General features: G+C 55.8%; 16 protein-coding genes. 6 read left to right on the top strand and 10 right to left on the bottom strand.

Annotation, left to right across the window (positions count from 1 at the left end):
• Window positions 1-256: 256 nt before the first annotated feature.
• A complete protein-coding gene (gene thiC / locus HXY31_RS04940) occupies window positions 257-1,591 on the bottom strand; it encodes a phosphomethylpyrimidine synthase ThiC (protein WP_292640373.1) in 1,335 nt (444 codons plus the stop codon).
• Between the two features lie 101 nt (window positions 1,592-1,692).
• On the opposite strand from thiC, the gene thiD reads away from it, so the two are divergent.
• The 3 genes from thiD to HXY31_RS04925 all read left to right on the top strand — a co-directional run bounded on the left by thiD (window position 1,693) and on the right by HXY31_RS04925 (window position 5,026).
• A complete protein-coding gene (gene thiD / locus HXY31_RS04935; protein ID WP_292640465.1) occupies window positions 1,693-3,015 on the top strand; it encodes a bifunctional hydroxymethylpyrimidine kinase/phosphomethylpyrimidine kinase in 1,323 nt (440 codons plus the stop codon).
• A gap of 68 nt (window positions 3,016-3,083) precedes the next feature.
• Window positions 3,084-3,788, top strand: coding sequence for a nucleotidyltransferase family protein (locus HXY31_RS04930; protein ID WP_292640371.1), 705 nt, complete (start codon window positions 3,084-3,086; stop codon window positions 3,786-3,788).
• Window positions 3,788-5,026: a putative sugar nucleotidyl transferase gene (locus HXY31_RS04925; RefSeq protein WP_292640370.1), complete on the top strand. Its 1,239-nt coding sequence runs from the start codon at window positions 3,788-3,790 to the stop codon at window positions 5,024-5,026. Before HXY31_RS04930 ends, HXY31_RS04925 begins: the two co-directional genes overlap by 1 nt.
• Here the strand turns inward: HXY31_RS04925 and HXY31_RS04920 are convergent, their stop codons facing one another.
• Genes HXY31_RS04920 through HXY31_RS04905 form a run of 4 tightly spaced genes read right to left on the bottom strand, consistent with a single transcriptional unit; the run spans window position 5,027 to window position 8,163 of the window.
• Entirely contained in the window at window positions 5,027-6,478 is a 1,452-nt protein-coding gene (locus HXY31_RS04920) for a UDP-N-acetylglucosamine 2-epimerase (RefSeq protein WP_292640367.1), read from the bottom strand.
• A complete protein-coding gene (locus tag HXY31_RS04915) occupies window positions 6,475-6,915 on the bottom strand; it encodes a hypothetical protein (RefSeq protein ID WP_292640365.1) in 441 nt (146 codons plus the stop codon). Before HXY31_RS04915 ends, HXY31_RS04920 begins: the two co-directional genes overlap by 4 nt.
• Before the next feature lie 33 nt (window positions 6,916-6,948).
• A complete protein-coding gene (locus tag HXY31_RS04910) occupies window positions 6,949-7,974 on the bottom strand; it encodes a DUF4921 family protein (RefSeq protein WP_342816998.1) in 1,026 nt (341 codons plus the stop codon).
• A 51-nt stretch (window positions 7,975-8,025) separates the two neighbouring features.
• Window positions 8,026-8,163, bottom strand: a complete 138-nt coding sequence (locus HXY31_RS04905) for a hypothetical protein (protein ID WP_292640362.1) — start codon at window positions 8,161-8,163, stop codon at window positions 8,026-8,028.
• Between the two features lie 75 nt (window positions 8,164-8,238).
• On the opposite strand from HXY31_RS04905, the gene HXY31_RS04900 reads away from it, so the two are divergent.
• From HXY31_RS04900 to HXY31_RS04890, 3 genes are read left to right on the top strand one after another with little or no spacing between them, the layout of a single operon-like run.
• The gene (locus HXY31_RS04900) at window positions 8,239-8,547 is read left to right on the top strand and encodes a hypothetical protein (RefSeq protein ID WP_292640360.1); all 309 of its coding nucleotides are present in this window, start codon (window positions 8,239-8,241) and stop codon (window positions 8,545-8,547) included.
• Between the two features lie 25 nt (window positions 8,548-8,572).
• Window positions 8,573-9,853 (top strand): alkaline phosphatase family protein, encoded by a 1,281-nt coding sequence (locus HXY31_RS04895; RefSeq protein ID WP_292640357.1) that lies wholly within the window; start codon window positions 8,573-8,575, stop codon window positions 9,851-9,853.
• 33 nt (window positions 9,854-9,886) lie between these two features.
• Entirely contained in the window at window positions 9,887-10,042 is a 156-nt protein-coding gene (locus tag HXY31_RS04890) for a hypothetical protein (RefSeq protein ID WP_292640355.1), read from the top strand.
• Here HXY31_RS04890 and HXY31_RS04885 read toward each other — a convergent pair.
• The 5 genes from HXY31_RS04885 to HXY31_RS04865 form a co-directional block, all read right to left on the bottom strand.
• The gene (locus tag HXY31_RS04885; RefSeq protein ID WP_292640353.1) at window positions 10,032-10,238 is read right to left on the bottom strand and encodes a hypothetical protein; all 207 of its coding nucleotides are present in this window, start codon (window positions 10,236-10,238) and stop codon (window positions 10,032-10,034) included. The genes HXY31_RS04890 and HXY31_RS04885 overlap by 11 nt on opposite strands.
• A 64-nt stretch (window positions 10,239-10,302) precedes the next feature.
• On the bottom strand, window positions 10,303-11,298 hold the full coding sequence (locus HXY31_RS04880) for a TFIIB-type zinc ribbon-containing protein (RefSeq protein WP_292640351.1): 996 nt from the start codon (window positions 11,296-11,298) through the stop codon (window positions 10,303-10,305).
• A complete protein-coding gene (locus tag HXY31_RS04875; RefSeq protein ID WP_292640349.1) occupies window positions 11,295-11,564 on the bottom strand; it encodes an H/ACA ribonucleoprotein complex subunit GAR1 in 270 nt (89 codons plus the stop codon). The genes HXY31_RS04880 and HXY31_RS04875 overlap by 4 nt, the downstream gene beginning before the upstream one ends.
• 97 nt (window positions 11,565-11,661) lie before the next feature.
• Window positions 11,662-11,982 carry a signal recognition particle subunit SRP19/SEC65 family protein gene (locus HXY31_RS04870; RefSeq protein ID WP_292640347.1) on the bottom strand — a complete coding sequence of 107 codons (321 nt, stop codon included), beginning with the start codon at window positions 11,980-11,982 and terminating at the stop codon, window positions 11,662-11,664.
• 41 nt (window positions 11,983-12,023) lie between these two features.
• Window positions 12,024-12,410, bottom strand: a complete 387-nt coding sequence (locus HXY31_RS04865; RefSeq protein WP_292640345.1) for a 30S ribosomal protein S8e — start codon at window positions 12,408-12,410, stop codon at window positions 12,024-12,026.
• Between the last annotated feature and the right edge of the window lie 13 nt (window positions 12,411-12,423).

Genomic DNA, 12,423 nt, shown 5'->3' with positions numbered 1-12,423 from the left:
GTGAGGGCAGCGATGTACGTCATTTATAATTCTACGTTAAAATCGCAAATCTATGGAAGTTAGCTTGCGTGTCTAAATTAGCTTGCTTGATGTATTAAGCAACGTTTTCGATACGGCATGACATGCAGGCAGCACAGGAAGCAGATTCAGAGCGGTTCGTGTTTTGCGAGACCCATGGCAGGCGCTGCAGCATAGCGCAGGATACAGAGAAATGCCCCTGCTGCGGCAAGCGCGTCTGTCTCTGTAACTATGTTCTTTAGCTGGTCTGCGCAGGCGCCTCTTCTTTCTTCTCTTTTGGCTGGCGCTGCTGCGGGAGCATGATGTATACGCACGCTGCGCCGCACATCGTGCATGGTACGTTGTTGCCGTCGTGCTGGCCTTCCCTGTAGTGAATTCTCGCCGCCTCTTCCGGGTTTATCGCAAGTTTTATCTGCTGCTCCCAGTTGAGCGTGCGCCTTGCCTCGGTTATCGCCCTGTCCCACTTTATTGCCTTGTCGCGGATCTTTACAAGGTCGCCGGCGTGCGCCGCTATGCGGTATGCGATGAGCCCGTCCTTGACTTCCTCTGCTGTCGGCAGCGCCAGATGTTCGGCAGGTGTGAGGTAGCACAGCAGGTCGACGCCTTCCGCAGCAGACACGGCCGCGCCTATTGCGCTTGCGATGTGGTCATAGCCTGCCGCAACGTCTGTCACAAGCGGCCCAAGGACATAGTATGGCACGTCGCCTATGAGCGACTTGGCAAGCCTCACGTTTGCAGCAACCTCGTTCAACGGGACGTGGCCGGGCCCCTCTATCATCACCTGCACGTCCTTTTCGTGCGCCCTCTTGGCAAGCCTTGACACGTTTATCATCTCTGCCACCTGCAGCTCGTCGTGCGAGTCAAGTATAGAGCCGGGCCTCAGCGCGTCGCCGAGGCTGAAAGTCACATCGTACTTCCTTGCAATCTCGCACATGTAGTCAAAGTGCTCAAAATACGGGTTCTCCTTCTCGTACTTTAGCATCCACGCTGCTGTAATCGTGCCGCCCTTTGAGACGATGCCGCCGTGCCTCCTCACTTCAAGGACGCGCTTGGCAAGCTCGTTCGTGATTCCCGAATGTATGGTGGTATAGTCGACGCCGTCCTGGCAGTTCTTTTCAAACGCGTTGAGGTAGTCGTCCTCTGTGATGTTGAGCGGGTTCTTGTATTTCTCGACGCCGTGCCAGTACGCCTGATAGACGGGCACCGTGCCAAAGGTTATGGGCGCCGCTTCTAAAAGCGTCCGGCGGATGTGGTCGATGTCGCCCCCGTCTGACAGGTCCATTATCGTGTCAGCGCCGTACTTGACTGCCACCTTTGCCTTTGATATCTCCTCGTCAAGGTCCTGGTGCAAAGTCGATGTGCCGATGTTCACGTTGACCTTTGTCTTGAGCCCCTTGCCGATGCCCACCACCTTGCGCTCCCTCTGCGGCCTGGCGACGTTCTTTGGGATGATTATAGAGCCGCTTGCAACTGCGTGGACAATGAAATCTAGCGAAACGTCCTCCTCCTTTGCTACCAGCTTCATCTCGTCGGTAGCTATTCCCCTCCTTGCGCTGGACATTTGAGTAGCCATAATATCGGTATGTATTGCAGCGATGCGATATAAAGCATTGATGTTGAGAGCGTCCGATAGACTGAATAAGTGATGGAGAGAACAGACCGGCGTTGAAGGTAGTGCTGTCGATTGCCGGAAGCGACTCTGGAGCCGCAGCAGGCATCCAGGCGGACCTGAAGACGTTTTCCGCGCTCGGAGTCCACGGCTGCACCGCAATCACTGCAATAACGGCACAGAACACTAGAAAAGTCGCAGGTGTGTTTGAGGTTCCGGCCGACGCGGTAAGGGCGCAGATAAAGGCAGTCATGTCAGATTCGCCTCCTGACGCGATAAAGGTAGGAATGGTCTACAGCAGCGACACCATCGAGGCTGTCGCAGGATTACTTTCAAAAACAAAGGTGCCGATAGTGCTTGACCCCATATTGGCGGCAGGCACGGGCTACAGGCTATTGCAGAAAGGCGCGATGGAACCTCTTGTCAAGAGACTGATCCCGCTGTGTACTCTTGTCACTCCTAACAGGATGGAGGCAGAAAAGCTTGCAGGCATGAAAATACGCGATGACCGCGATGTTATCAGTGCGGCAAGAAAGATCCGCGCGCTTGGCGCAAAAAACGTCATAATAAAGGGCGGCCACTCCGGCAAGGACACAGTCACGGACATACTGCTTGAAAAATCAGGCAGGATAACCAGGATGTCAAACCCGCGCATCAGGATAAAAGAGACGCACGGCTCGGGGTGCAACTTTTCAGCCGCCGCAACGGCGTTTCTTGCAAGAAGGCTTACAATAGCAGAGGCGTGCGCGGGGGCAAACGAGTACGTGCAAAACGCCATCAAGTCTGCCGTTGCCGTAGGCAAGGGGCTGCCTGTAACAAACCCGCTTGCGCCGATGTACCGAGATGCGCAGCGCTATGCGGCAATCATGGAACTGCAGGCCGCTGTCGACAGACTTGTGACGCTTCCAGGCTTTGCGCGCCTGATACCCGAGACTGCGACCAACTTTGCCTACGCCCTGCCCGACGCGGCAAGCGCGCAGGACGTGGCAGCAGTCAGGGGCAGGATTGTCAGGGCTGGCGATATGGCAGTCCCAGTTAGCAGGGTAGAGTTTGGCGCGTCAAGCCACATGGCAGACGCCGTTCTTGCCTGCATGAAAGTCAAGACAGCGACGCGCTCTGTGATAAACATCAGGTACGACAACAGGATTATTGAAGCATGCAAGAGACTATTTTCCGTGTCAAGCTACGACAGAAGCAAGGAACCTGCAGGCATCAAGCGCAAAGAGGGCTCATCTGTTTTCTGGGGAACAACCTTGGCTCTTGCGAAAAACCCTGCAGCAGACGTCATCTACCACAAGGGCGCTGTCGGCAAGGAACCCATGATAACGATATTTGGGAAAAATCCTGCAGACGTGCTTGCCAGGGTCGAGAAGATACTGAAGGCGTGAACTGCAGTACTTCTCTGTAAGGATATGTTTTATCTTATATATACCAGAATGCTATTTGTGGTTCAGAAATGAAGGCAGTCATACTTGCTGGCGGGCTCGGAACCCGGCTCCAGCCCTACACGTTCTTTATCCCAAAACCCATGCTACCTCTTGGAAACAAGCCGCTTTTGGAGTACATCATCGAGTGGCTGAGAAACGCCGGCGGCATAAAGGAGGTTGTCCTGTGCGTCAGCTACCTGCACAGGACGATAGAGGACTATTTCGAGGACGGCGCGCGCTTTGGAGTCAAGATAGAATATGCGCGTGCGGAAAGGCCGCTTGCAACGGCAGGCCAGCTCAAGACTGCTGAAAAGTTTGTGAACGGGCCCTTTGTCTGCGTCTACGGCGACTCGGTCTACGAGTTCAACCTTCGCAAGATGATAAAGATGCACAAAGAGTCAGGGGCGTTTGTGTCGATGGCGCTCATGCCCTACACTACAAAGCTAAAGTACGGATTCATCGACACCGAGAACAGCGACATCACGGGCTGGCGCGAAAAGCCCGAGATATCCGGCCTCATCAACATAGGCTGCTACGTGATGGAGCCCGACCTTTTGAAGATGATACCGGCGACCGGCGCGTTTGGCATGGACGACGCGGTGAGAAAGGCGCTTGACGAGAAGAAGAAGGTCAAGGCGTTCAAGGTTGAATCCACCGGCTTTGTGGACATTGGCGACAAAAAGTCGTACCTTGACGCATACAAAAAGTACGCCAGCAGGCTGGGCAAGATATAATGCCAGTCACGCTCTTTGAGGACCACCACTGGAAAAACTTTGCTCCCCTCACGCTCACGAGGGCGACTTTTAACGTCAAGATAGGGGCAAGGACAATCCTTGAAGAGTACGAGCATGCAGGCAGGCGCCCCGTCTCTCTTTTGGCAAGGAAGCACCTTGAGGAGATAACAAAGGAAAGGCACGGCTGCGAGGTGAACACGGGCTCGCATGACGGCGACACCATCTTTGTCAACGGGCTCGTGCACCCCTCGGCGCTTGATATCGACAGGCTCGAAAAGATAACCCACACCTTTGCGATAACGTCAGGAAACAGGCTCGTCGTGGCCCGCCTGTCGAGAAAGGACGCCGAATACCTGTCAAAGTGCGTCAGGGCCGGCGCGGCCGTCAATGTTAAAAAACTGAATGTCGACAAGGCCACCGACGCGGGGCAGGAGAGCGGCATCCTGTCAGACCTCTGGGACATCATAAGGGTGCTTGAAAACTCGCTTGCCATGCAGACTGCCTCAGACGAGAGGTCCGACCCTCTGGGCGCAAGGGTCACCGGCGCGGCAGGCGTCGTGGCAGAAGGCGCAGAGGTCGAGGAGGGCGCGGTGCTTGACACAAGAAACGGCGGCATCTACATAGGCCCGGGTGCCCAGGTTGCGCCGTGCAGGATAACAGGTCCTGCTTACATTGGCGCCGGCGCGCAGGTAAAGCAGTTTTCAGTGATAGACTCAAGCTACATCGGCGTCAGCTGCAGAGTTGCAGGCGAGATAGAGCACTCGGTCATTTCCGACTATACCAACAAGGCCCACGCAGGCTTTGTGGGCCACTCGTACGTCGGCGAGTGGGTGAACCTTGGCGCCATGACCACCACTTCTGACCTGAAGATGACGTACGGAAACATCAAGATGGGAGGCACCGACACCGGCCTGAACAAGGTGGGCGCGTTCATCGCAGACATGGCAAAGACGTCGATTGGGACGCTCACCTACAGCGGCAGGAAGATAGGGGTGTCGTCGCACCTGCACGGCCTGGTCGCAAAGGACGTCCCGTCGTTTTCAATCTGGGGCGCTGGAGTCGGCGCCAGAAACGTCGAGCTCGAGCTGTCGTCGGCCATCGAGACGCAGAGAAAGATGATGGGCCGGCGCGGCCAGACCATGAGCAAGGCGTACGAAAAGATGCTACGAGACGTCTTTTTGATGACTGCAGTAGAGCGCAAAAAGTCAGGCGTGAGAAAGGGCAGGTTCTCAGTCTAGTCACATGTACGTTATGCCCTGCTTTTCCTTCCAGAGCCCGAGCCTCTGGTGGAGCCAGGGGTAAAAGTTGGCATCGCCTTTTTCAAACTCTTTCTTTATTATCCGCACTATCTTCTTTGACACCTGACCCGGCGTGCCGTAGATGGGCTTCTTTTTCTTCAGCCTCAGCCCGAGGCCCTCGCCCTTTTCCCCGGCCACGTTGACAACTGCAGAAATCCACGACGGGCTCAGGGGAGGTACCAGGATGTTGCTCTTTGCGTCAAACACGGTCTCTGGCCTGTCGGTGTTGAGCCTGACTGTCAGCGACGCGACCTTTGGAAAGTACAGGAGCTCTTCTTGCATCGAGCCAGAGTCGGTCATTTCCGCCCAGCAGTGCCCGCTGTCCAGGAATTCGACGACATGCGCGTACTCTTTCCAGAGAGGCGTCATCACAAACTTGTCAGGGTAGTCGCCTGCAAGCCTCTCAAGTTTTGACTCAAGGTCATAGTGCTTGAGCGCAGAAAGCGTCGCATTGAGCATGACCAGGACTATTTTCTTGTCCGAGTTTTTCACAAGCTCTGCAAGCCCGCCCACTATTGACTTGAACCGGCGCTCTGTCAGGTTTTCCCGCCGGTGTATGTCCATCCTTATCCACTGCCCGCTTTCAAGCTGCGGGTAGAGTTCAAAGACGCTCTTGTCTGCCTTTTGGCTGCGCTTCTGGTGTATTGCGTCGACTACAGAGTTGCCAGTCACGTACACGAATTCCTCGGGGTAGCCTTCCCGCACTAGGTTGTCCTTGTTCAGCTGCGTCGGCGCAAAAAAGAACTGGGTGCCGGCAGAGCATATCCAGGTGTCTATCTGCTCAGGGAAAGGTTCTTCGCGCGCCAAAAACCACCGGCCTGCAAGCTGGCTGTGCACCAGGCTCTCTGCCTGCCTGCGCGTCGGCTCCTTGCCTGCCTTTACGTGCTTCATAGCCTCCGGGCTCATCGAGCGCAGGCCCGCCTCGTTCTGCGCGACCTTTTGTCCGATGCCAAAGACCCAGGCAAGGGGCGCGATGCCTGCCACTATGGTGTCGCCGTGCACCACAGGGAGCACGGGCATGTCTGGAAAGTTCTTGCGGCAGTATCGCCCGAAATAGCCAAATTTCAGTATCATCTCGCTTGCCTTTTCCATGAGGTCGCCCCGAATCTGCAGGTTGCACCCCACAAACTCGTCGAGGCCAAACTCTTTCATGCCAAACCCGAGCACGTCGTCAAAATGCTGGCCCGTGTTTATCACAAATGCAGGAATGCCCTCTTTTTTGGCCTCGGCCATAAGGGGCGCCTGCTTGTAAAAGTCGGGCTTGGTCCCAGTCACTATGGAGAGAACCGGGCTTGCAGCCTTTTTTGCCTGCTCAAAGACAGACGGCAGGCTGCCCGAGATCCTGATGGGCAGAAGGTCCCTTGACACGGGTATCTCGCTGTCTGCGCTCAACGCAGATCATCCAAGTGCGTTGCCCGGGCCTTCTTTGACGCAAGGTAGCCGCCAAGCCCCGCCATCCCGGCGCCGGCTACCATGAACGGGTACGGCACTATTCCGACTCCGCCGACCACAAACTCGTTCTTTATCAGTGGCACAAGAGTGCTTGCAAAGAACATGCCTGCTATCATGATTATGCCGGCGCCTATCAGAAACACGCCTGCCTGCTTGTTGCCAGTGCCCTTTGCCATCACAAACGAAAACACTGCAAGGATTATCGAAGGCCCGGCAGATATCGAGACCTGCTGTATCAGAAGCCCCGCAGGGTCGACCACCCTGTCAGGACCCTGACCTTCAGGCCCAATTAGAAAGTTGTAGAACGAAATGACGAGGGCCACGAACATGACAGATAGCCCAAGCGACGCCAGCGCGACCCAGGTCTCCATCTTCATGCCGCTCATTTACAGAATTTGCTAATTAAACCCTTAGGTTATCCCGACAAGCCCGGCAAGTTCTTTCCGGCATGCAGAGCCCAAGACCTCGGCTGCTTTTTCCGGCCTGACGTTGTTGACGAAAACCCCGAAACCGCGTTCAAGTCCCGACCACGTCGACAGCTGCGGATAAACTTCAATATGCCAGTGTATTTGCCTGCTGTTCTTTTTCTCCGGCGACAGGTGGAACACCATGTTAAATGGCACGTCTTTTAGCGCCTTTGACATGCCGCCAAGCGTCGCGCGCAGCATGAGCGCAAGGTCGTTTATCTCCTTCTGCGTTATTTTCGAAAAAGAGGTGATGTGCCTTTTCGGGTATATCCAGAACTCGTAAGGGTATGTCGGAGCCCAGGGGCACAGCGCAAGAAAGCTGTCAGTGGCAAGTATCTGCCGGGGCCCGCTTGACTCTACCGATATCATGTTGCACGCAGGGCACGAGCCGTTCTCGTTCATGAACCTGTGCGAGCCCTCGGCCTCAAGCTCTATTGCAGGCGGTATCTGCGAAAACGTGACCATGTTAAGGTGTGGGTGCGGCACCTGCGCGCCTGCGGCTGTCCCCGAGTTCACGTATATCGAGACATAGGTGACGCTCTTTTGCGTGTACAGCCACCTCACGCGGTCCTGGATGACTACAAGCACGTTGCCCCACTGGTCTACCGACATCTTGGTCAGGCTCTGCTTGTGGTCCGGCGTCGCCACGACGACCTGGTGGTAGCCGTACGCAGGCTCGCTGTACAGCGGCTTGTCGCTGTAAGTGGCAGCCGACGTTTGCGTCACGACAGGCGACCTGCTTTCAAAGACGCGCACCGACCAGTCGTCGACAAGCGCGTCCTCGCTGTCTGACAGGCGCTGGAGCATGCCTTCTTTAACCACCAGCGCAAGCAGCGCCGGCGGGGTCATCGACTCGTTTCCGGGGCAGTAGGGGCACTTTTCCGGCTGCTTGCCGGCGTCCGGCGCGCCCGAGGAGTCCGGGACGAGCACGAATTTGTCAAGCACATAGTCTTTGCGAAGCTCCCTCAAGCGCGTTCCCACAAAAACGTGCAACCCCTTTTAATTAAAGGTTCTGCACGGTCAGCTTCCGAGCGAAAATTCAAACGCGCGCATGCACCTTGAGCAGATGTAGCGGTTGTTCCGCACAGTTCCAAAATCCTGCGTCTGGGCACCAGAGTCGTCGATAACTACGCGGTCGCAGAACCTGCAGTGCTCCATGCCGTCAAAAACGCGTACATGATATTAAAACATCTTCCCAGCAAGGTTTTTCCCGCACCGGGCCGATATTCAGGCGTGCCGCTTGACAGTGACATCAGGGAGACGATAGAAAAAGTGATAGAAGGCGACCTTGCAGCGCCCAAGGTCCCCAGAGAGCGCCTTCCCAGGCTGAAAAAGACGTGGAAGTGCGACAGCGCATATGACTTTCTGTACGGCCACCGCGCAGGCTACTACAGGGGCCTTGCTGAAGGGATGGTGCTTGAAAGGCACAGGCGCCAGCTTGTATCAGACGAGGACGGCGAGGTGTTTGCCATTACAAGCGCGCACGCTGCGAGGCTGAGGAGGTATTTTGCCTATTACAAGCAGAGACACACGAAAAAATAAATTGACGAGGCCGGCTCTCGCCGGTATGAGAAAAGACGGCGCAAAGATTGTCTACGTGCTCCTTGACGGGGTCGGAGACCTGCCCCACCCCGCGCTGAACGGCCTGACCCCGCTTGAAGCCGCATACACGCCAAACCTTGACCTGCTTGCAAGAAACGGCGCCATGGGCCAGGTGATAAGTGTCGGCAGGGGGATTGCGCCGCAGTCAGACATTGCAGTCTTTAACATGCTCGGATACAGCTTTCGCGACGGCGGCTACGTCGGCAGGGGCGTCATAGAGTCGATAGGCTGCAACATTGACTTCAAGGACGGCGACCTGGCTCTCAGGGGCAACTTTGCGACTGTAGACGACAGCAACCGCATAACTGACAGGCGCGCCGGCAGGGTCATCTCGCAAGAGGAGGCAAGGGCAGTCTGCAAGACTTTGAGCGAGAACATCAGGTTCAGCGACCCTGACGCGTCGGTGGCCCTTGAGCCGACGGTTGCCCACCGCGTCGTCATACGGCTGCGCCACAACAGGATGAAGCTGTCAGACAAGATAACAAACACCGACCCTGCGTACGACAAGGTGGAGGGCATGGGCATCGCAAAGGCCACGACAGGCGACATGTTTGTCCAAAAGTCAGAGGCGCAGGAAAGCACAGCAGAAGCGAGGACCGCGGCGCAGATGCTCAACGAGTTTACAGAGCAGGTCGTCAAATTGCTCAAAGACCATCCCGTCAACAGGGCAAGAATAGCGTCTGGAAGAAAGCCGATGAACTGCATACTTGCACGCGACTCTGGAAATAGGTTCCCGTCGGTGCAGCCGATAAACGAAAAGTATGGGATGAAGATCGGCTGCATCGTAGAGATGCCCGTCGAGGTCGGCATATCAAAGGTCTTAGGGATGAAGATGTTTGAGGCCGGCTCGCTTGAGGATTACGAGCTGAAGGCGCGGGTGGCGGCAAAGAGCCTGTCAAAGGTCGACGCCGTGTACGTCCACATAAAGGGCCCAGACGAGTTTGGACACGACGGCGACGCAAGGGGCAAGAAGAAGAACCTTGAAGACATCGACAGGCGGTTCTTTGGCACGCTCTTGAAGGACCTTGCAGGCGTCAAGAACCCGGTGATAGTTGTGTCAGGCGACCACTCGACTCCCTGCGTCAAAAAGGCGCACAGCGACGACCCCGTCCCGCTCCTCGTGTCGGGAAGCAGGGTGAAGCAGGACGGAAGCGCAAGGTTCACGGAAAAGTACGGCAAGAAGGGGAGCCTCGGACTCCTGATGGGCGCAGAGGTCCTTGCTACTGCAATAAAACTCGTTGGTTAAACGCATAAAAGGTCTCTTGCGCACGCTAGATCCATGGACTGGCTGCCGGCCATGCAGATACTGCCCGAAGGTAGCGTCAGGAACGAGGGCGTGTTTTTTGTCCTTGTCGCGGGGCTCGCAATCCTTGTAGGCATAGCGATGTACCTGAGGCACAAGAGGAACAAGCAGCCGGACTGGCCTACAGAATGACGTACGTAGTCGCGCCGGACATCATGCTGAGCGCCGCCCAGAAAAGTGACGCGGCCCATGACGACCTGGCGTGGTAGGTGTGTATGGACCGGTCGTTCTCTCTTTCGCAAGACGGGCACTTCCAGAGGACTGCTTCGTTGCACGACGGGCAGGTCTCTGCAGGCTCCATCTCGCTTCCGCATGCTCTGCAAAGCATTGCTAGTCTACCGCACAGCTTGCTTTTAAACAATTACGACAAATGTTATAGAAAAGAACCAAAATCAGGCAAAGCCCGGCCTTCCGGGCTTGACGGTGACTGTCAGCTTGAATAAGCCGAGTATGTCCTTGCACCTGTTCCGTATCGTGACCTCCGTGACGCCCGACAAACTTGACACGTCGCGCTGCAGTATGTTTATGCCAAGCAAGATTGCCGCGACATAGATGTATGCCGCCGCAAGGCCGTTTGGTGCCTTGCCGTCAGCAAGCAGGTGGTCGTTTGTCTTGTGGGCGATGTCTATTGCAAGCCTCTCCACCTTGGTGTCAATCTTGGCCATGTTTGAGAGCTTGGAAATGTACTGGTCAATCGACGTGGCGGACTGGACCTGCGGCATCTCGACCGGCTTTTCCGGCTCGGAGAAACTTCCCATCTCCATGACCATCATGCGGTAGTACTTCGAGGCCAATTTCACGCTCGACCTGTCCTGCTCAGTCACGCCGGTGGCGACGACAATCTCCTCAAGCGACCTGACGACGTTGCATTTCTTGCAGGCAAGGTAGATTGTGGCAGCCGCCATGCAGGCAATGGACTTGCCCTTTGCCTCCTGCATGCTCTCGTAGTTCCGGTAGACCATAGCGGCCGTTTCAAGTATCAGCTTTGGAAGCGACATGGCGGCGCAGGTCTCGTTTATCCTTGTAAGCACGTTTGAGAGCCTGCGCTCCTGGGGCGAGACTATGCGCGACCTTATGTGCCACTTGCGTATGCTGTTCATCTGCTCGGCCATCTCAGAGCCTATTGATTTTCCGGCATAGTCCTTTGAGCCAAAGGCAATCTCGGTCCTGAGCCCGTAGTCGTGCAATGCAAAGCTGGTGGAGCCGCTTGCGCGGGTGGTCCGGGCCTTCTCCTCAAAGTCGGTGGAATTGGACTCGCGGCCATAGTCGCACATCTCGTCCACGACCACGCACCCGCAACGCTCGCAGATGAACTCGCCTTTAGAGTAATCCTGGATGAGGTTTGCGCCGCACTCGGTGCACTGCGTCGCGTATTCTACTGAAGTCATCGCCTCTGCCTCCTTGCAGGCTTGGCCATGCCGGCCGAAAACACCTTGGCGCCCACCAGTTTTGCGGTCCTGTCAGTCATGGGTATGACAGACGCGTACGGCGCCTTTACCGGACCTATGAGCTCTGCAATTTTTCCAACGCGCTTGCCTGAAGCGTCGACGAGAATCTCTCCCGGCCTCGCCTCCGATGAAAGTTTAACGATTAGCCTGCCGCTTCTTGCCAGATGCATGACTTCCCCGATCTCCCCCACGTACTTGGCAATCATGCTGATGTCATTATCATAAGCTTCTGTCAAAATTGTTAAGTTTGTAGATAAACAATATTCCTGCGGCCGCAGTTAAATCGACGGATGCGAAGCTAAGTTACTTTTTGCCCGATTTCTGCCTCGCGCGCTTTTGCAACAGCTTTTCTGCAACTGCGTCAAGGACCTTGGACTTCTTCACGCCTTCCTTCTTGGTTATCATGACGTAGCCGGACTTTACAAACGACCTGCGCGGAAAGCGCGCATGGTCATTCACCTCGTCGTCGGCCACCTCAAAGCCCGCGGTCTTGACGGCTTCTGTCAGCTCTGCAACCGTCGGGTCAAAGACAGCCCTCTCCCGCTTGACCTTGCGGCCCTGCCTGCGCTTTAAGTTCTTGTTAAAGTAGTCAAGCCAGAGTATGACGTGGTCGTAGTCCTTCACGGCAAAAATGAACAGTGCCTCATTAATAAATTGAGGCGGGATTACTGCTTCACTAAAACGGCGTTCACGACGCCCGTCTGGCCCGGCCTCGAGGTGACAAGCGCAGTGCCTGCCTCGGTCTCGATGAGCGCGCCCTTGCTTACCACGCCACGCCTCTCATAGTCCCGGTTTGCCGGGTTCTTGGCGACCTTGGTTATCTTGGACTTGACAGCCTTGTGCGTAGCAGGGTCGATGACGTTTGCAAACTCGGCGAACTTGAAGGCAGCCTTGACGTTTCCGCCCCTCGTCCTCCTTGTCACGATGTCGGTAGGACCTGCAATAGCCTCATTTGGATACCTGTCAATCTCGAACTTTCTCCTGCCCCTGTTGGCAATCCTGCGGCCACCTGTGAACTTGCGGCCCGCAAGGTTCTCTATAGACTTGCGCATTTGCAGTTGTGTA

The sequence above is a fragment of the Nitrososphaera sp. genome (assembly GCF_013388945.1).
In the GTDB taxonomy this organism is placed as follows: Archaea; Thermoproteota; Nitrososphaeria; order Nitrososphaerales; family Nitrososphaeraceae; genus Nitrososphaera.
The sequence above is the reverse complement of the archived record's forward strand: the minus strand, read 5'-3'. Positions and strand labels throughout refer to the sequence as shown.

Excerpts from the sequence above, each read along its gene's own strand:
- HXY31_RS04905 (WP_292640362.1), bottom strand. The coding sequence starts at position 8,163 with ATGGAGCACTGCAGGTTCTGCGACCGCGTAGTTATCGACGACTCTGGT.
- HXY31_RS04890 (WP_292640355.1), top strand. The coding sequence starts at position 9,887 with ATGGACTGGCTGCCGGCCATGCAGATACTGCCCGAAGGTAGCGTCAGG.
- thiC (WP_292640373.1), bottom strand. The coding sequence starts at position 1,591 with ATGGCTACTCAAATGTCCAGCGCAAGGAGGGGAATAGCTACCGACGAG.
- HXY31_RS04880 (WP_292640351.1), bottom strand. The coding sequence starts at position 11,298 with ATGACTTCAGTAGAATACGCGACGCAGTGCACCGAGTGCGGCGCAAAC.
- HXY31_RS04865 (WP_292640345.1), bottom strand. The coding sequence starts at position 12,410 with ATGCGCAAGTCTATAGAGAACCTTGCGGGCCGCAAGTTCACAGGTGGC.
- HXY31_RS04875 (WP_292640349.1), bottom strand. The coding sequence starts at position 11,564 with ATGATTGCCAAGTACGTGGGGGAGATCGGGGAAGTCATGCATCTGGCA.
- HXY31_RS04895 (WP_292640357.1), top strand. The coding sequence starts at position 8,573 with ATGAGAAAAGACGGCGCAAAGATTGTCTACGTGCTCCTTGACGGGGTC.
- HXY31_RS04915 (WP_292640365.1), bottom strand. The coding sequence starts at position 6,915 with ATGAAGATGGAGACCTGGGTCGCGCTGGCGTCGCTTGGGCTATCTGTC.
- HXY31_RS04930 (WP_292640371.1), top strand. The coding sequence starts at position 3,084 with ATGAAGGCAGTCATACTTGCTGGCGGGCTCGGAACCCGGCTCCAGCCC.
- HXY31_RS04885 (WP_292640353.1), bottom strand. The coding sequence starts at position 10,238 with ATGCTTTGCAGAGCATGCGGAAGCGAGATGGAGCCTGCAGAGACCTGC.
- HXY31_RS04925 (WP_292640370.1), top strand. The coding sequence starts at position 3,788 with ATGCCAGTCACGCTCTTTGAGGACCACCACTGGAAAAACTTTGCTCCC.